The following is a 17,430-nucleotide window of genomic DNA, read 5'->3' as shown; positions in this document are numbered from 1 at the left end:
CCAGGGGGCAGGGGCGCGCGGTCCCGGGTCCACCCCTGCGCATGGAGGACGGATGAAGCTCGAAGGTTCCTGCCACTGTCGCGGTGTTCGCTTCAGCGTCGAGACGCAGCATCCGCAGCCCTTCATGCGCTGCTACTGCTCCATCTGCCGCAAGACGCAGGGCGGCGGCGGCTACGCCATCAACCTGTCCGGGGACGCTCGCTCGCTCAAGGTGCGCGGCAAGCAGCACCTCAAGGTGTACCGCGCGCGTGTCCAGAACCCCGAGGACGCGCGGCCGCGCAAGAGCACGGGACAGCGGAACTTCTGCGGCCGGTGCGGCTCGGCGCTGTGGCTCTATGACCCGACCTGGCCGGACCTCATCCACCCGTTCGCGTCCGCCATCGACACGCCGCTGCCCGTGCCTCCCGAGCAGGTGCACATCATGCTCGAGTTCAAGCCGGACTGGGTCCTCGTCCAGGCCGCGAAGAAGGACAAGAAGTTCAAGCGCTACCCCAAGGAGTCCATCGCCGAGTGGCACCAGCGCCACGGCGTCGAAGTCGACTGATTCAGGACGAGGAGGAGTCCCGCCAGTCCTGGGATGACCGGCACGACGCAGGCCTGCGTGGCGGCTGCCGTCGGCGTGCGCGCTGTCGCGAGCGGACCTCGTGACGGAGAGGACCTTGCGTGCGGGAAGACGTGCCGCCGACCGCAGGGGTGCACGTGACTCCGGAATGCACCGCGAGGCCCCACACCTGGCCCCTCGCCCGTCTCGGTGAGCACCTTGCCCCCTGCCTGTCGGCCGGGTGGAAGCGGAAGGAACGCTCATTCCGCCACCGCTTGCCCAGGTGGAGGGGCCCTCCTGGGCGGGTGAAAGTGGAAGGAACGCTCATTCCGCCGTGGCTCACCCTGCGTGGAAGGTCTCCCACTCCGCGGGCCTGTCCGGCTCCGCCGTGCGCGGCCGCCCTTCCGTGAGGCAACCCCGCCTGTCTCGCGAACCAGCCCTGACGGACTCCTCCGTACCCCACCGCACAGGGTCCTGAGGAAGTTCCGGGGCGACCACCCTTCCCTTCGCTGAAGGCATGTCAGACCAATGGTGCAGATTCGCAACCTGGGTAGTTAAAAACAACGAGGGTTCGGGATGTCTACATCTACGTCACTTCCGGTTGCCGCGGCCACTTCAAACGTCCTGGAGAGGGTCAGACACTGCGCTGCTACAGTTACACGGTATCCCCTGGACATCCTCACGGCGGACGCCCAGCTCGAGGACGAGCTCGGCATCGACTCGGTCAAGCTCGCGGAAATCGTCGCCGTCGTCGGACGTGAGTTCAACCTCCCGGCCGAGCGGCTGCCCCGGGGCGCGAAGTCCCGGACGCTCGGCGCCATCGCGGAGGTGGTGACGCAGTTGCTGGCGGGCTCGCCCGCACCGAAGGCGCCGGCTCCGCTCTCTCCGCCGGCCTCCGTGGCACCGAGCGCAGCCCCCGCTCCCGTGCCGCCACCGTCCGCGAGCGCCGTGTCGGACCTGGAGGGCCGGGTGCGCGCCGTGTTCGCGCGGGTGACGCGCTACCCAGAGGAGCTCCTCACCCTGGACGCCGACCTGGAGGATGACCTCGGCATCGACTCCGTGAAGCAGGCCGAGGTGCTGGCCGTGCTCGTCAAGGAGCTCGGGCTGGAGAAGGGTCCGAAGCCGTCCCAGCGACTGCGCACCATCGCCGCCTTCTGCGACGCGGCCCGCGCGCAGCTGCCCCCGCCGCCTGCGCCGAAGGCCCCCTCGCGCGAGGTGAGCACGCCCGTATTCCCCTCCCCCGTCTCCCCACGGCCCGCCCTGCCCTTCGCGGGGAAGGTTGCCCTCGTCACCGGCTCCGGGAAGGGCATCGGCAAGGTCATCGCCACCCGGCTCGCGAGCGCCGGAGCCACGGTCGTCGTGAACTCCTTCCACTCCCGGGATGAAGGCGAGAAGACGGCTCGCGAAATCGTCGCCGCCGGAGGAAAGGCGCTGCACGTGTGGGGCTCCGTCGCCCAGGAAGAGCACCTGGAGCGGATGTTCTCCACCATCTCCACGCAGCTCGGGGGACTCGACTTCCTGGTGTGCAACGCGTCCAACGGCCTCATCGGGCCCTTCGACGAGATTTCCCCTCGCGACTGGGACAAGGCGTTCCGCACCTGCATCACCGGCACCTACGAGTGCGCCATGCGCGCGCGTCCGCTGATGGCCGCTCGCGGCGGCGGCCGCATCGTCACCATGTCCACCTCCATGTCCCAGCGGTACATGCACGACCTGGGCTGCCAGGGCGTGGTGAAGGCAGGCGTCGAGTCCCTCACGCGCTACCTGGCCGCCGAGCTGGCTCCCGACGGCATCCGCACCAACTGCGTGTCCGCCGGCCCGGTGCATGGAGAGCTGCTCGGGATGTTCCCCGACGCGGCCGAGCGCATCGCCCGCTGGGAGGCGGCCACACCCGGTGGCCAGCTGTGCACCGCCGATGACGTCGCCGACGTGACGGAGCTGCTGCTGGGACAGAAGACCCGGCGGGTGAATGGCGCCATCTGGGTCGTCGACGCCGGACTCTCTGGAACCGTGGACGGGCTGTTGCCAGTCGAGCAGCGCCCGCGCAGCCCGGCCCACCACCACCGCAACGGCCATGACGTGCGAGCGCTCCTCGCCCTCGAGTCCTGAGCCTCTTCCTGGAGCTACCTGCCATGGCCTTCTTCGCTGTCCCGTACGACATCCACTTCGATGACACGATGGCCTACGGGAGCCATCACTTCCTCACCAACTTCAAGTTCCAGTGCGCCGGCCGCGAGCACCTGCTCTTCAGCCCGCATTTCTTCGAGGTGCCGGAGCTGCGGCGCGACTTCGAGCAGGTGCTGCTGCTCACCTACGAGGGCTACTCGCGCAACCTGGCCCCGGCGAACCTGGGCGACAGGCTCGTGGTGCTGACGTCCATCGAGGACTGGGGCGAGGTCTCCCTGCGCTTCTGCTTCCGGACCCTCAAGGGCGATGGCACGCCGGTGGCCTGCGGGTATCAGACCGTCCTGTGCGCCGACAGGGCGAGCGCCCTGCGCGCCTTCCCCGAGTCCTTCCGGCGCTGCTACGCGGCGATGACGAACATCGACGAGCCGGCGGCCTCGCAGAGCTTCAAGGACCGCGCGCTGCGCGGAGGCTCCGCGGTCCAGGAGCTGTTCCCGGAGTCCATCCGGGAGCTGGCGAAGTCACTCCTGGCGGACCCCGCCGCCCTCGGGACGTCCCGGATGGTGGATTCAGCGCCGGTGCGTCCCTCGGCGTCCTCCGGTCCTCCGGAGCCCGCACGCGAGCCCCGGCTGTCGCCCGGCTCCACGGCCTTCCTCTTCGCCGGGCAGGGCACGTTCGAGCCGGAGCTCTTCGTCCAGCTGAAGGCGCTGCTGCCGGAGGCCCGGGCGGAGTTCGCGGCCGTCACGGAGGCATGCGCGAGCATCGGGCTCGACGTGACTCCGTTGCTCGCGGCCCCGGACGCCGAGGCTGTCAGACGCGCGCTGGAGCAGGCGCCGCAGCTCGACCAGCTCGGCATCTTCCTGTCCGGTGTGCTCGGAGCCCGGTGGCTGGGGCGGCAAGGCGTGCGCCCGGACGTCTTCGTGGGGCACAGCTTCGGGGAGATTGCCGCGATGACCGCGGCGGGAGCGATGGACCTGCGCACGGGGGCCGAGGTGGTCTGCCAGCGCATCCGGGCGCTCCAGACGACGGTGGAGGATGAGGCGGGGACGCTCGCGGCCGTGGCCCTCGGTGAGGCCGAAACCGCCCAGGCCATCGCGGACCTCGGCGGGACGAGCCTGGAGATTGCCGGCCGCAACCACTCGCGGCAGACGGTGGTCGCGGGGCCTCGCGCGGCGCTGGAGCAGCTTCGCGCGCTCCTGCAGGGACGGGGACAGGGCTTCACCTTCGTTCCCAGTCGCTACGCGTTCCACCACCGGGACCTGGCGCCGGCCGCGGATGCGTTCCGCGCCGCGCTCGCCGGGGTGCCCATGCGTCCGCCGCAGGGGCTCATCTACTCGCCCATCGAGCGGCGCACCTATACCGGGGGGCACGACGAGCTGGCGGATGCGCTCGCCACGCACCTGGTGCGGCCCTTCGACTTCCTGGGCACGGTGGAGACGCTGGCGCGCGCGGGCTGCACGCGCTTCGTGGACTGCGGGACGGATGGACGGCTGGCGCGCATCGTCCAGCGCATCCTCCCCTCGGACACTTCCGTCGAGGTGACCGCCATCGGCGGCGCGCTGCCGGCCGAGCCGGACTCCGCTCGCGTGGCCGAAGCGCGGACGGCGGACTCCAGCCGCGACGCGGACACCGCGATTGCGGTGGTGTCCCTCGGGTGCATGCTTCCCGGCGGCGCGAAGGACCCGGAGACGTACTGGCAGCATATCCGGCAGGGCATCAGCGGCATCGTCGACCAGGGCCAGCTCCACCCCGAGCTGGTGACGGACTTCGCGGGCCCCACGGGCACACCGGACCGCACCTATACCCTGCTCACCGGGCTGGTGCGGGACGCGGACCTCGTCTGCCCTGCCGGGCTCGACCCGGCCCGGTTCCAGCGCTACGGCCGCGAGCAGAAGCTGCTGGCCATCGCCCTCTCGCAGGCCATGAGCGGACTGGAGACGACCGCCACGCGCGCGCCAGGGCGCATCCAGTGCCTGCTCGGCTCCACCGGGGATGGCTCCCCTGAATACGACGCCGCGCTGTGCCTGGAGGCGGGAGAGGCCCTCCTCCGCGACCAGGGCGTGAGTGGCGCGGAAGTGGACCTGCTCGCTCGCGCGACGCGGAGGGCGCTCGGCGTCGAGGCCGGGTCCACGGACCTGGCCCCGCACGCCACCCTCCAGGCGGTGGTGAACGACGTGGTCGGCCGCGCCGTGCCCACGATGCTGCTCGACGCCGCCTGCGCGTCCTCGCTCTACGCCATCGCACTGGGCATGAAGGCACTGGAGGTGGGCGAGGCCGACCTCGTCCTGGCGGGCGGGGTCTTCTCTCCCGGCCCCGGCAACAGCTGCCTCTTCTCCCAGTTCAAGGGGCTCTCCGCCACCGGCAGCCGGCCCTTCGACGAGCGGGCGGATGGCGTCATCTTCGGCGAGGGCGCGGGCGTGGTCGGCCTGATGCGTCTGACGGAGGCCGTCGCGTCCGGGCTGCGGGTCCACGCCGTCATTCGCGGCGCGGGACTCTCCAGTGACGGGCGGAGCAGCTCGGCGAATGTCCCCCGCTCGGATGGGCAGGTGGCCGCGATGGAGGCCTGCTACGCGGCGGCCCACGTCGAGCCCGCGTCCATCCAGTACATCGAGGCGCACGGCACGGCTACGCCCGCCGGGGACGCCACCGAGCTCAAGTCGATTGCCCGCGTCTTCAGCGGCAAGCGGAGCGGCATCCAGCTCGCCAGCGTCAAGGCGCTGATTGGCCATGTGGGCTGGGCCGCGGGCGCCGCATCGGTCATCAAGCTGTGCAAGGCGCTCGAACACCGGCTCTTCCCCCGGCAGTCCAACTTCGACCAGCCCGGCGCCGAGCTGCGTGCGCTCGGCGCGGAGTTCGAGGTGAGCACCCGCGAGCAGCCCTGGCCGGAGAACGGGGCGCTTCCCCGCCGCGCCGCCACGAGCGGCTTCGGCTTCGGCGGCACCAACGCCCACCTGGTGCTCGAAGAGTACCGGGGTGGCGCGCCAGCGCCTCGGCCCAGGCCCGCTCCCACGGAGGTAGCCGAGCTGGTGGTGGTGGCCGCGGAGGGGTTGTTCCCGGATGCCCGGGGTGTCCCCGTGGCGGGCGTGCCGGCCGAGCCGGGCGTGCGCTTCGACTCGCGTTCCCTCCGCCTGCCCTCCTCGGTGCGCCTGCTGCCGGACATCAGCGAGGACATGGACGTGAGCCAGGGACTGGGCCTCATCGTCGCGAGCTCGCTCGTCCAGAAGCTCGGTGCCTTCGACACGCTGCGCGCGGGCACCGCCATCGTCCTCGGACTCGAAGGGAAGACCCGGCGCGGGGTGGAGGCCACCCAGCGGGTGCTGGCCTCCTCCACGCGGCGCAAGCTCCGTGAGCTCGCGCACCGTTCGCCGGACGTGGCCACGGTCCTGCCACTGGCGGACCGCCTCCATGATGCGGTGACGGGCTCCATCCGCCCGTCCGGGCCCTACACGCTCCAGGGGATGATGCCCAACGTCACGCCAGGGCGTGTCGCGGGAGCGCTCGATACCAAGGGGCCCAACTTCGTGGTCGACGCGGGCGCCGCGTCGCTGGCCGCGGCGCTGCGCGCCTCGCGCGGGGTGCTGGAGAGTGGGTTCGAGCTGGTGCTCGTGGGCAGCACGCACGTGCTCCGTCCGGGAGAAGACCTGGGCCCGGCTTCGCCCGCCGAGGGAGTGGCGATGCTGGCGGTCACCACCTCCGCCAAGGCGGAACGGCTGGGCTTGAAGCCGCTGTGCCACCTCCGGATGTCGGTGGAGGGCAAGCGTGGCGCCGGGCCGCTCATCGAGCTTCCGCGCCACTCGGCCAGCGAGAGCCTGTCGGTCCTCCGGTCGGTGGTGGACGCCGCGGAGGGACGCGCGTCCACGCTGATGTTCCATCCGGACGCCGCCACGGGTGAACGGCTCGCGGTCCAGGTGGTGCCCTTGGAGACGACGCGGCCCGGAGCGTCGGAGGGCTTCGACCACTCGGCGCCCATCCGCTACCACGCGCCCGTGCTCGTCGAGCAGCCCGCCCGTGCGACACGTCCCTCGTCCCTGCAAGGCCGTCGCGTGCTGTTCATCGCGCAGGACGAGGCGGTGGCTCGCGAGCTTGCCGCCCAGGCACACACGCTGTGCGGACCCGAGCACCTCATCCTCCGCGCGGGGACCGCTGGAGCCGAGGGGCAGCTCCGCAGCATCGACCTCTCTCGTGAGGAGACGGCGATGGCGGGCCTCGACGCGCTCGGCTTCGAGCCCGAGGTCATCGTCGCGGTCTGCCGGCTCGAACCCGGCTCGGGCGAGTCCGAGGTGGTCTCCGACACGGCCCTCCGTCACGAGGCGCTGGAGCTGCTCTTCCTCACCGCTCGGAGTGCCTACGAGCGCCTGAGCGCGGGCGAAGTCTCGCTCGCGAGCCTGTGCATCGGCGGGGTGGGCCCACGAAGGACCCTGCACCCGGTGACGGGACTGTTCGCCGGCATGCTCAAGTCCCTCGGGCGTGAAGTCCCGGCCCGGAACGTTCGCGCCATCTCCACCTCTGCCCTCCCGCTCGCGGCGGCCCTGGAGCTCGTCGCCACCGAGCTCGGCTCCGAGGATGACGGCGTGCCTCCGGTCGAGGTCTGCTTCGATGGACCGCGACGCTGCGTCCGGCGCCTGCGGCCCACGGAGGTGACGGCGGACCCCGCTCCCACGTTCGACTCGCGCTCGGTGGTGCTGCTCACCGGCGGCGGCCGCGGCGTGACGGCGGTCCTCGCGGGTGCCCTGCTCAAGCGGTACGGGTGCACCGTCGTGCTCGTCGGGCGAAGCAGCCCGGGAGAGGCCCCGGAGCGCATCCTCCAGGCACGCGACGAGGACCTCCCCGAGGTGGAGCGGGAGTTCTACGCCGCCGAGCTGGCCAGCCAGCGCGGCGTCCGCATGCCCGAGCTGCGCAAGCGCTTCGACCGACACCTGGCCACGCGCGAGCTGCGGAGCACCCTCGACGGGCTCTCGCGGCTCCCCGGTCGGATGGTCTACCGGACCGCGGACGTGACACGGCCCGAGGAGGTGGAGCGCGTCGTCCATGAGCTCGCCCGGGAGCACGGACGCCTGGACCTCGTGGTCCACGGCGCCGGCACCCAGACCTCCAAGAAGCTGAACCGCCGGAGCCTGTCCGAGCTGCGGACCAACCTGGACACCAAGCTGCTCGGGCTCCGGAACCTCCATGTGGCCTGCACGAGCCGCTTCGCCCGGCCCGTGCCGTTCCATGTCCTCACCTCCGCCTTCAGCTTCATCGGCAATGACGGACAGGCGGACTACGGCGCGGCCAACGAGGCGCTGGACCGGCTCTGCGCCTGGGTCAGCGACGCCAGCCAGGAGGTCCGCTGGTGCAGCGTGGGCTGGCTGGCCTGGGACGGCATCGGGATGACGCGGGGCTCGGAGTACAAGGTGCTCGGCGCGAGCCGTCAGCTGCGCGGCATCCGCGCCGAGGAGGGAGAAGCGCTCTTCCTCCAGCTCGTCGATGGCCGCCCTCGCGAGCCCATCAACGTGCAGCTCACCGAGAGCGAGCGCGCGTATTACGGACTGGAGCTGCTGCCCGCCCGACCCATGCGGAGGGAGCTGGTGGTGGATGCGCAGAGCGTCCCCTGCCTGGAAGACCACCTCGTCCGGGGGACGCCCACGTTGCCCGGGGCCTGGGCGCTGGACCTGATGCTCCAGGCCGCGCTCGGCGATGGACGGCCGGAGCTGCGCACCGTCACCATCGAAGACGTCCGGTTCTCACGCTTCATCCGCGTCAAGCCCGGAGGCCAGCAGTCGCTGCGCGCCGAGTGCACCTCGTTGGTTGATGAGCCCAGCCGCCTCTGCGTGCACGTGAAGCTGGCGGGCGACATCGTCCATGCCTCTGGCGCGGTGCTGGAGCGAGACCTCGTCTACGCCGAGGCCCGCTTCACGCTGACGGCGGAGCCGCCTCGGGCCACGCCGCAGCTGGACGCGGCGACGCCGTCCGGGAGCGGGCTGAAGGTCGGGGACCCGCACTGCGCCGCCGGGGCCCCCATCGAGCTGCGGAAGATGTTCGACTGCCTGGAGGAGATACGGCTCGACGGGACGGCCCGCTTCGCGCGGCTCGGCCTGCCGACGACGCCCCGGCAGGCGGGGAGCGCCGTCCCCGCGCTCGTCCTGGACGCGGCCCTGCGGCTGAGCGCGATGCACGTGGAGGGGGTGTCGAGCGCCGTGTTCGCTCCCATCCAGTTCCAGCGCGCCACGTTCGACCGGGGCCTGGTGGAAACGAGGGACGGCGTGCCGCTTCGCCTGTCCCTCAAGGCGCTCGCGCCTCGCATGGAGGGGGACCTCCTTCAGTGCGGCAGCGTGGCGGCGCTCGATGAGGCGGGACGCCTCCGGATGCTGCTCGAGGGCGGGCTTGCCCGTCCCATGGCCTGAAACTCCCTTCCCCTGGATGAACCCATGAGAATCCCCGTCGATGACGTCAAGCGGCTCCGCTCCGAGCTGCGACATGCGATGCCCCAGGACGCCTTCAAGCCGCAGCCCCTGCGCGGGGTCATCGCGCTCTCGCTCGTGCCCGCCGCGGCCGCCCTGATGTGGGCCATCGCGACCGGGCGGCTGCCGTGGTGGGCGTGCCTGCTCTGCTCCTTCGTGCTGAGCCAGATGATTACCACCATGGGGCTGGCGGCCCATGAGGCGCTGCACCACTCCGTGTTCCGGAGCCGGGTGCTCGAAGACGTGCTGGGCTGGGCCGGCTTCGCTCCGTTCCTGGTGACGCCCGGCCACTGGCGCGCCTGGCACGTCCAGGCGCACCACAGCGCCGCGAACGTCCATGACCGCGACCCGGACATCCTCCCGCGCCAGAAGGAGTGGCTCACCCAGCGGTTCCCGAAGCTGTTCCATGCGGTCTCAGCGGGCTCCCGCACCTGGATCAGCTACATCAGCTTCTGCTTCGTCTTCAGCGGCCAGGGGCAGGCCTTCCTGTGGCACCACTGCAGCAAGCCGGAGCTCCAGCACGTGAAGATGCATCGCACGAAGGAGCGACTGCTCACGGTGCTCCTAATGCTCGGCTGGGGCACGCTGGGCTGGGCCATGGGTCCGAGGGCCACGCTGTACGCGCTCATCCTTCCGTTCCTCTTCGGCAACATCACGCTGATGATCTACATCGCCACCAACCACTGGATGCAGGAGGCGTCAGAGGAGACAGACAACCCCTTCGTGAATACAGCCAGCGTGGAGACCCACCCGGTGATGAACTGGCTCCACCTCAACTTCAGCTACCACCAGGAACACCACATCTTCCCGGCGATGAGCCCCCGGTTCGCTCCGCTCCTGCGGCAGCACCTGCGTGCCATCAACCCCGAGGCGTCCATCGTCTATCCGCACCTCCACGCCCTGCGCACGCTGTACGGACGCCCGGCGCTCTACGGTGCGGACGGCCAGACCCTCGTGGACCGCGAGGGCGCACACCCGGTGAGCACCACGGAGCTCCGGCGGAGGCTCGAAGCCCCGGTCCAGGGAGGATTGATGCGGCCTCGCGAGGGGAACGCGCCGTGAGGGGGCTCACGGCGCTCGGCTGACGTGCATCCCAGGCTCAGTTCGCGAGCAGGAAGCCGCCGATGCGTTCCGACAAGTAGCGTCGGAACGCATCCGTCGTCGGAGGGCAGTGGAGGCAGTCCTTGAGGAGCTCCCGGTCGGTGAGCGTGGGAAAGAGCTCCGGCGCGCGGGCGAGGAGTTGCTGCCCCGGGAAGCTCACGTCCAGGTCCGCGCCCAGCACCAGCGTGGGCGCCTTCAGCCGCGTGAACTCCTCCGGCTTCGCGAGCGCTGGAACCCGCATGTCCATGTTGACCGAGCGGACGGCGTCGCCCAGGAAGGCCGCCCAGTCGTCGTCCGTCGTCGTGAGCAGGTGACGGACGAACGCCTTGAGGCGCCGCTCCGATGGGGACAGCCGGTACATCATCATCGGGAGGGCAATCCTGGTGAGTCCGTCCCAGTGCGAGCCGTTCACCACGCCCGCCGGAACGAGCAGGGCCAGCCGGTGGATGCGCTCGGGGGCGTGGGCCGCGAGCCGGATGGCCACGAAGCCGCCCCAGCTCACGCCCACCACGTGCGGACGCTCCAGCGACAGCCCATCCAGCACGTCCGTCAGCCACTCGCCGTATTCGTTGTTCGACACCGAGGGCCGGGCATCCGCGCTCTTCACCGACTGCCCCACGACGTCCACCGCATACACCCGGAAGCGCTCCAGGAGCGGCGCCAGCTCATGCAGGACGTGCGCGGAGCTCGCGAGCGCCCCGTGGAGGATGACCACGCTCGGCGCCGTCTCCGGGCCGCCCACGAGGACGTGCGCGTCACCGAAGCGCGTCTTCACCGTCCGACTCTCCGTCGGCACCTTCAGCCGGGCGCGGAAGTGGTCGTACCACCGCAGCAGTACCCCCTTGGCCTGCTCGCCTCTGAACGCGGACTTCATCGGGCCTTCCTCCTGATGGATTTCTTCGTGGGACGCAGGCCCTCCAGGTGCTGGTGGACCAGGTGCTCCACCAGCGCCACCGGAGCGCCATGCGCGCCCTGCACCCACGAGATGAGGGCGAAGTAGAAGAACGAGAGGTACGCGACGGCGAACAGCGCGCCGTCCACGTCGGGCCGGAGCTCCCCTCGCGCGCTCGCATCCCCGGCCAGCTTCGCGAGCGCCCCATGCACCATTCCCGCCTGGGCGGTGAACTTCCCTGCCCAGGGCGCGTCCGCGAAGAGGGACTCCTTGAGCAGCGTGCGCGAGAGCCCGGGCCGCCGCTGGTAGTACCCGAACACCCCGCGGGTCAGCGCGGAGAGCTGTGTCTCCAGTGGACCAGCACCGAGCCCGGAGAGCGTGCGCCGCAGCGTCTCGTCGAGGTCGTCGAACAGCGCGGCATGCAGCAATTCCCGCTTGTCGCCGTGGTGGTGGATGACCGTCCCGGCGGACACCCCCGCCCGGGCGGCGATGGAGCGGAGGTTGGCCGCCTCGAAGCCGACGCGCTCGAACTCCTCGCGCGCCGCCTCCAGCACCGCCCTGGCGGTGGCTTCCTTCTGTGCCGCCCGGGGACCGGGGCGCTTCGCGGGCTCGTTGGACACGTTCAATGAACGTGTTTAACGAAGGCTCGCGGCGAAGTCCAGCCCGCCCCCGTCAGGCGCCAGTCGACCAAAACAGGACAGGTCCGCTGTTCATGTCAGACCCGCTATCCAGGATGCGCCCCGCGCGGCCTCCTCGGGCATGAGGTCCGGGGCTCGCGCAGGCAGCTCCTCTCTCCGAAACGAGGAAACTGGATGAAGTCATCTCAACTTGCATGGCGGCTCACCGGCGCGCTGGTAGGGCTGTCCCTGTGGGTCTCTGCTCCCGCCGCGGACGCCGCGCCGCGGACGCTGCTCCCCCGCCCCGCCGCCGACAAGAACACCCAGAAGGACCTGCCCGCGGGCACGCCCGTCGAGCGCGTGGTGGTGAAGTTCCACGAGGGCAGCCGCGTGCGCCTGCGTGGCAATGCCCTGCTGCCCCTGGCCTCGGAGCGCTCCGACTCCGAGCGCTCGCTGCTCACCGGGCGCGGCCTCAACGAGGCCCGCCTCGGTGGTGAAGTGAAGTCCGCGCAGGCCCTGCTGGAGCGGATCCCCCGCGCCGCCGCGCTCCGTCGCCTCTTCACCGAGGATGAGGCCACGCTGGAGACCCGCAAGGTGCTCGGCGAGGCCGAGAGCGGCCGGCAGCTCGCGGACCTCAACCTCTACTACGAAGTCCCGCTGGTGCCCGGCACCTCCGCCGAGCGCGTGGCGGACGTGGTCGCCGCGCTCAACGCGCTGGACAGCGTGGAGGTTGCCTACGCGCAGCCGCCCCCCGAGCCGGCCATGGTGAACTTCGGCATGGACGCGGCCCTGCGCGGGCTGCTCGCCGCCGCGGACATCGCCCCTGCCACGCCGTTCTACGAGGGCAACCAGGGCTACCTCAACGCGGCCCCCGGCGGCGTGGATGCGCGCTACGCCTGGGGCATCCCCGGTGGCAACGGCGCGGGCATCCGCTTCGTGGACATCGAGGGTGGCTGGCGCACCACGCACGAGGACATGCCCGGCCTCTTCACCCAGCTTGGCGCGCAGTTCAACGACCTCGGCTGGCGCAACCACGGCACGGCCGTGCTGGGCGAGGTCGTCGGCGCGCCCAACGGATATGGCGTGACGGGCATCGCCCATGGGGCCTCGGCGGGTGTGTCGTCCATCGGCTCGCAGTCCACGGCCGCGGCCATCTCCAGCGCGGCGGCGGCGGTGGGCCGGGGCGGCGTCATCCTCATCGAGTTGCATGCGCAGGGTCCCGCGGACAGCACCGCGTGTACCTGCAACACCAGCCAGTGCAACCTCATCGCCATGGAGTACTGGCAGGACAACTACGATGCCATCGCCACGGCCACCGCCAATGGCGTGGTGGTGGTGGAGGCGGCGGGCAACGGCAGCGCCAACCTGGACGATGCCGCGTACGGCGGGCGCTTCAACCGCGGCGTCCGGGACTCGGGGGCCATTGTCGTGGGCGGCAGCACCTCCGGCACGCGGGCGCCGATGTGCTGGACGAACTTCGGCTCGCGCGTGGACGTGCACGGCTGGGGTGAGAACGTGACGACCCTGGGCTACGGCAACCTGTTCGCCAGCGGCGAGGACCAGTACTACACGTCCAGCTTCAGCGGCACGTCGAGCGCCTCGCCCATCGTCACGGGCGCGGCCATCAGCCTCCAGGGCGTGGCCCGCGCGCGGGGCACGGGCTCGCTGGACCCCCGGTACGTCCGCCGCCTGCTGGCCTCCACCGGCACGGCCCAGGCCGCCGACGCGCGCAACATCGGTCCGCTGCCGGACCTGCGCCGCGCCATCCAGAACCTGCCGGACTTCGTGTGGTCCCAGTCCGGCGCCATCGCCGGCCGGCACTGCGTGCAATGGAGCGAGGGCGCGGACCCGCACACCTGGAACGACAACTTCCTGTGCTCGGCGGTGGACCACGGCATCCAGTGGAGCAACTCCGGCCCCATCGGCGGCCTGCGCTGCACGCAGATTCACGAGGGCTCCGAGCCCACCGCGCACACGTGGAATGACAACTACCTCTGCGTGCCCACGAACAGCCTGTTGCAGCTGGAGTGGTCGCCCGCCGGCCCGCTGCCGGGCAGGCAGTGCCTCCAGGTGTACGAGGACGCGGACCCGCACACCTGGAACGACAACTACCTCTGCTACTGAGCACCTGAGCTGAATCGGGCACGCCACGCCGCACGGGTGGCGTGTCCCGCCGCGCCGAGACGTCGTGTCCCTCCTTCCCTGCTCTACCCGCAGAGCCGACAGCTCTCCCCGCGGGTGCGTGTCTTCATCGAGTGGCTGACGCGGGAGTTCACTGGCGCCCGCGCGGTGGCGGCCTCCCCCGCGCCCCCGGGAAGGGCGAAGGGGTAGGACGCCGACAGGCTCACTGGCAGCGACCGCAGTCCGGCAGGCAGCTGTTGTACCAGTTGGCGTTTCCGCACGACTCGGTGACCTGGCAGGTGCCGTCGCCACACCTGTGGATGTCCCGCTCCCGCAGCCGCGTGACGAGGGGCCGGTACTCGACGGCTCCGTACGTGCACCTGGCGTAGAACAGGCCCGTGGCGTCCAGCGTGCAGTGCCGGGAGCAGTCCCCCACGTACACGAGGGGCAGGCACATCCTTCGCTGGCTGCCCGAGTTGTCCACCACCGCGCATGCCCGCGCGCTGCTCTGGTACTGGGTCAGGAGCGTTCCCCGGCTGCCCGCGTAGATGCCCTGCCCCGTGAAGAGGTTTCCGAAGAAGCAGGACTCCTGCTTGGGATGCGCGTTCAGCTCATCGTTCGTGTAGGGGATTGCCTGCCCCTGGGCATGCCTGCCCAGCAACGAGATGGGGACACTCACGCGGTAGGGATTGACGTGCGCCGCCAGGCAGGCGGAGACCAGCTGCTGCTCGAGCACCGGCGCCGGCGCGCCGCCTGCCCACACCGTCGCCAGCCCCAGCCTTCCCGTCCACGTGTACACCCTGCCGGACTGTGGATGCGTGTACGTGCGCGTCTGCCCATCAGGGACGCCGCAGCGGACGAGGTAGCGCATCACCTCGTCCGCCAGGGCCGGATCCGACTGGAACCAGGACTGGAAGGCCTGGGTCGACAGGCCGTTGAACGACAGCCCGTTGAACGACAGCCCGTTGAACGACAGCCCGTTGAACGACAACCCATTGGTCGACAGGTTGTTGTCGACCATGACCTCCTGGACCTGGACCCGCGGCGCGACGGGCTCGACGGGAAGCTCCGCCGGCCCACACCCTCCTCCCATTCCCAACAGCAGGACACAGGACACCTGGAGCCACGAACCCACACGAATGCCCATGCCGCGGCGGCGGCCCAGCTCGACGGTCTGCATGTGCTACCCCCGGACGACGACGGACTCACACCCTTCGCGCAAGACGCCACCTGCACACGAGGGGAGCCAAGGACGACTGGACCGGGTGGCCCCTCAATTCTGAAACAATGTGGAAACACTGTATCAGGACCGGAGCGCCGCCGACCCGGGCCCCGACCGCCGCTGGCCAGTGACAGACACTCTTCCCGTTCTCGACAGAACGCATGGGGGAGCCCGTCAACAGGTGCGCAGGGGCGCAGACTCCGCGACGTCCGTCCCGAGTCATGGAACATGCTTCAGGGCGGGCGACGAAAAGTCGGGATTTCTTCGCGCCCACACGCACCCGCGCGTCAATGATGGGCCCCTCGGCCCATCAACCGGAGCAAGAGCATGAATCGGAAGTCGTCAACCGTGGTTCGGATTCTCGCCGTGTCCCTGCTGGCCTGGGGTGCGTCCGCGTCCGCCCAGTCGTCCTTCTCACTCACTCCGCCCTGCGCGGCGGGGCTGTGCGGCGCATCGAAGATCGGTGGCGCGGCCTCGAAGCCGGCCGGTGCCGTCACCGAAGAGCAGTACCTCGAAGTCGACGTGGACGCGACCACGCTCCTCCAGTCCAGCAACGAGCACATTGCCATCAGCGCGTTCGCGAACGGCCAGCCGTTCACCACGACCGGCGCGTTCGGCACCAACGCTCCGAACGGAGGCATCGGAATCGCCCTGGGCCGAATCGACAACGCCTCCCATCCGAGCTGCCCCGTGGACTCCTCCGACACCCAGGTCGAGTTCGCCATCGAGCAGTTCGCGTGGAACAACATCTATGGCTCGCAAATCCTGGACTGCGTGTCGTTCAACAAGTCGGCCCTCACCGGCGTGTGGAAGATTCGCATCGGCGTCTTCGTCCAGTGCGTGGGCACGACGTGCAACGCCTCGGCGACCGTGGAGAACGCGTCCACGTTCGCACTGCTCGGCTCGGTGTCGGACACCGGCATCCCGCTCGCGAACCCCAACACCGCACGGCGCCCCTGGTACGCGGTGACCAACTTCGCCGCCGAGCCGTACAACTACAGCGCCACCTTCTGGGTGCGCACGGAGATGTACTCGCCCTACTTCTAGGCAGGCGCGGACCGCGCACACCGCGCCCCCGGCGAGGCCCACTGCCTCGCCGGGGCTTCAGACGGTGTCGTGGTTCAAGGCGCGCCTGGCAACCCGCGCCTCAGAGGTGTTTGTAGAAGAAGGTCGTCCCGCAGAACTCGCCGTCAGGCATCAGCGCGTACTTCGGCACGACGCCCACCCGCTGCCAGCCGGCGCGCTCATACAGCCGCTCGGCATCGCCGCCCGTCACCGTGTCGAGCACCAGCACCGTCTTGCCCTCCTCGCGCGCCACCTCGTCGAGGGCCGCCATCAGCCGCTGCGCGACGCCACGGCGACGGGCCCGGCTGTGGACGAGCATCTTCGCGACGTCGGCGCGGTGGGGCTGGTTCTCGGGCAGTGCCGTGAGCAGCTGCACCGTGCCGACAAGCCGGCCCTCGCGGTCCTCGGCGATGAGGAGCACGCGCTCTCCACGCGCGACGCCCTCGGCCACGCCACGCCAGAAGGCCACCGCCTTGTCGCGCGTCATCGGCGGCATGAAGCTCACCGAGGCGCCGCCCTCCACGCAGTCGATGAGCACCTCGGCCAGCGCTTCGACACAGGCCGTGGCCGCGGCGGCATCGGCACGTCGCACCGTCACGTCCTCGGTCATCCGTTCCTCCGGGTGGGCATGAAAGGCAGGGTCGCCAGCGCGACGAGGTAGCGCGCCGGCTTCCGGGTGGGGTTCCGGTAGACGATGGGACGGTCCAGCCGCATGGACAGGCAGTCACCGGCTTCCAGGCGCCAGTGCGCGTCGCCCACCGTCACTTCCATGGTGCCTTCGAGCATCCAGACCTGCTGGTGGGTTTCCACCTCGCGCGCGGCCGTCTCGTAGGCGACACGCTGGCCGGCGGGGAAGCGGACCTCCACGAGTTGGAGGGGCGAGTGCGAGGCTGGCGAGAGGTTGCGCCGGACGTAGCCCGAGGCCGGGTCCGTCCACACCGGCTGCTCCGCCGGACGTGCCAGGGGCGACGGCTCGGCGACGGGCGCCGCGCCGTCCTCGAACAACGAGGCGACCGTGACGCCCAGGCCGGCGGAAAGCTTGTCGAGCACCACGGCCGTGGGACTGCTCTGCCCGCGCTCGATGAGCGAGATGTTGGAGCGACTCACGCCGCTTCGTTCCGCCAGCCCGTCGAGCGACAGGCCCCGCGCGTCGCGGAGCTCCCGGATGCGACGGGCCAGACGGGCGCTGATGTCCATGCCGTCCAGTATACTGGAGGATGCATTCCAGTAAACTGCCCTGAACCACCGTCAGTGTGAACCCACGGCCTCGAGCTGGATTGCCTGCCGTCGCGGCCCCGGGACGCCCC

General features: G+C 70.6%; 11 protein-coding genes. 6 read left to right on the top strand and 5 right to left on the bottom strand.

The genetic code is table 11. The features are described from left to right. The first annotated feature begins 52 nt into the window (after nucleotides 1-52). The 4 genes from G4D85_RS16120 (at nucleotide 53) to G4D85_RS16105 (ending at nucleotide 10,167) form a co-directional block, all read left to right on the top strand. Nucleotides 53-544 carry a GFA family protein gene (locus G4D85_RS16120; RefSeq protein ID WP_164012862.1) on the top strand — a complete coding sequence of 164 codons (492 nt, stop codon included), beginning with the start codon at nucleotides 53-55 and terminating at the stop codon, nucleotides 542-544. 573 nt (nucleotides 545-1,117) lie between these two features. Further along, nucleotides 1,118-2,650, top strand: a complete 1,533-nt coding sequence (locus G4D85_RS16115; protein WP_164012860.1) for an SDR family oxidoreductase — start codon at nucleotides 1,118-1,120, stop codon at nucleotides 2,648-2,650. 23 nt (nucleotides 2,651-2,673) lie between these two features. Further along, a complete protein-coding gene (locus G4D85_RS16110; RefSeq protein WP_164012858.1) occupies nucleotides 2,674-9,048 on the top strand; it encodes a type I polyketide synthase in 6,375 nt (2,124 codons plus the stop codon). A 24-nt stretch (nucleotides 9,049-9,072) separates the two neighbouring features. Next, on the top strand, nucleotides 9,073-10,167 hold the full coding sequence (locus tag G4D85_RS16105; RefSeq protein WP_164012856.1) for a fatty acid desaturase family protein: 1,095 nt from the start codon (nucleotides 9,073-9,075) through the stop codon (nucleotides 10,165-10,167). 37 nt (nucleotides 10,168-10,204) lie between these two features. Here the strand turns inward: G4D85_RS16105 and G4D85_RS16100 are convergent, their stop codons facing one another. Together G4D85_RS16100 and G4D85_RS16095 are read right to left on the bottom strand one after the other, a co-directional pair. Further along, entirely contained in the window at nucleotides 10,205-11,080 is an 876-nt protein-coding gene (locus tag G4D85_RS16100) for an alpha/beta fold hydrolase (RefSeq protein WP_164012854.1), read from the bottom strand. Next, on the bottom strand, nucleotides 11,077-11,718 hold the full coding sequence (locus tag G4D85_RS16095; protein WP_164012852.1) for a TetR/AcrR family transcriptional regulator: 642 nt from the start codon (nucleotides 11,716-11,718) through the stop codon (nucleotides 11,077-11,079). Before G4D85_RS16095 ends, G4D85_RS16100 begins: the two co-directional genes overlap by 4 nt. 192 nt (nucleotides 11,719-11,910) lie before the next feature. Here G4D85_RS16095 and G4D85_RS16090 point away from each other — a divergent pair, with 192 nt between their 5' ends. After that, the gene (locus G4D85_RS16090; protein ID WP_164012850.1) at nucleotides 11,911-13,839 is read left to right on the top strand and encodes a S8 family serine peptidase; all 1,929 of its coding nucleotides are present in this window, start codon (nucleotides 11,911-11,913) and stop codon (nucleotides 13,837-13,839) included. Between the two features lie 220 nt (nucleotides 13,840-14,059). On the opposite strand, the gene G4D85_RS16085 is transcribed toward G4D85_RS16090, so the two are convergent. After that, on the bottom strand, nucleotides 14,060-15,016 hold the full coding sequence (locus G4D85_RS16085) for a hypothetical protein (RefSeq protein ID WP_164012848.1): 957 nt from the start codon (nucleotides 15,014-15,016) through the stop codon (nucleotides 14,060-14,062). A 369-nt stretch (nucleotides 15,017-15,385) separates the two neighbouring features. On the opposite strand from G4D85_RS16085, the gene G4D85_RS16080 reads away from it, so the two are divergent. Then, complete coding sequence (locus tag G4D85_RS16080; RefSeq protein ID WP_164012846.1) at nucleotides 15,386-16,105, top strand: hypothetical protein; 720 nt, start codon at nucleotides 15,386-15,388, stop codon at nucleotides 16,103-16,105. A gap of 100 nt (nucleotides 16,106-16,205) precedes the next feature. Here G4D85_RS16080 and G4D85_RS16075 read toward each other — a convergent pair whose 3' ends face one another. Together G4D85_RS16075 and G4D85_RS16070 are read right to left on the bottom strand one after the other, a co-directional pair. After that, a complete protein-coding gene (locus G4D85_RS16075) occupies nucleotides 16,206-16,733 on the bottom strand; it encodes a GNAT family N-acetyltransferase (protein ID WP_164012844.1) in 528 nt (175 codons plus the stop codon). Beyond that, complete coding sequence (locus tag G4D85_RS16070) at nucleotides 16,730-17,320, bottom strand: helix-turn-helix domain-containing protein (RefSeq protein WP_164012842.1); 591 nt, start codon at nucleotides 17,318-17,320, stop codon at nucleotides 16,730-16,732. Before G4D85_RS16070 ends, G4D85_RS16075 begins: the two co-directional genes overlap by 4 nt. Nucleotides 17,321-17,430: the final 110 nt, after the last annotated feature.

The organism is Pyxidicoccus trucidator (genome assembly GCF_010894435.1).
Classification (GTDB): Bacteria; Myxococcota; Myxococcia; order Myxococcales; family Myxococcaceae; genus Myxococcus; species Myxococcus trucidator.
The sequence above is the reverse complement of the archived record's forward strand: the minus strand, read 5'-3'. Positions and strand labels throughout refer to the sequence as shown.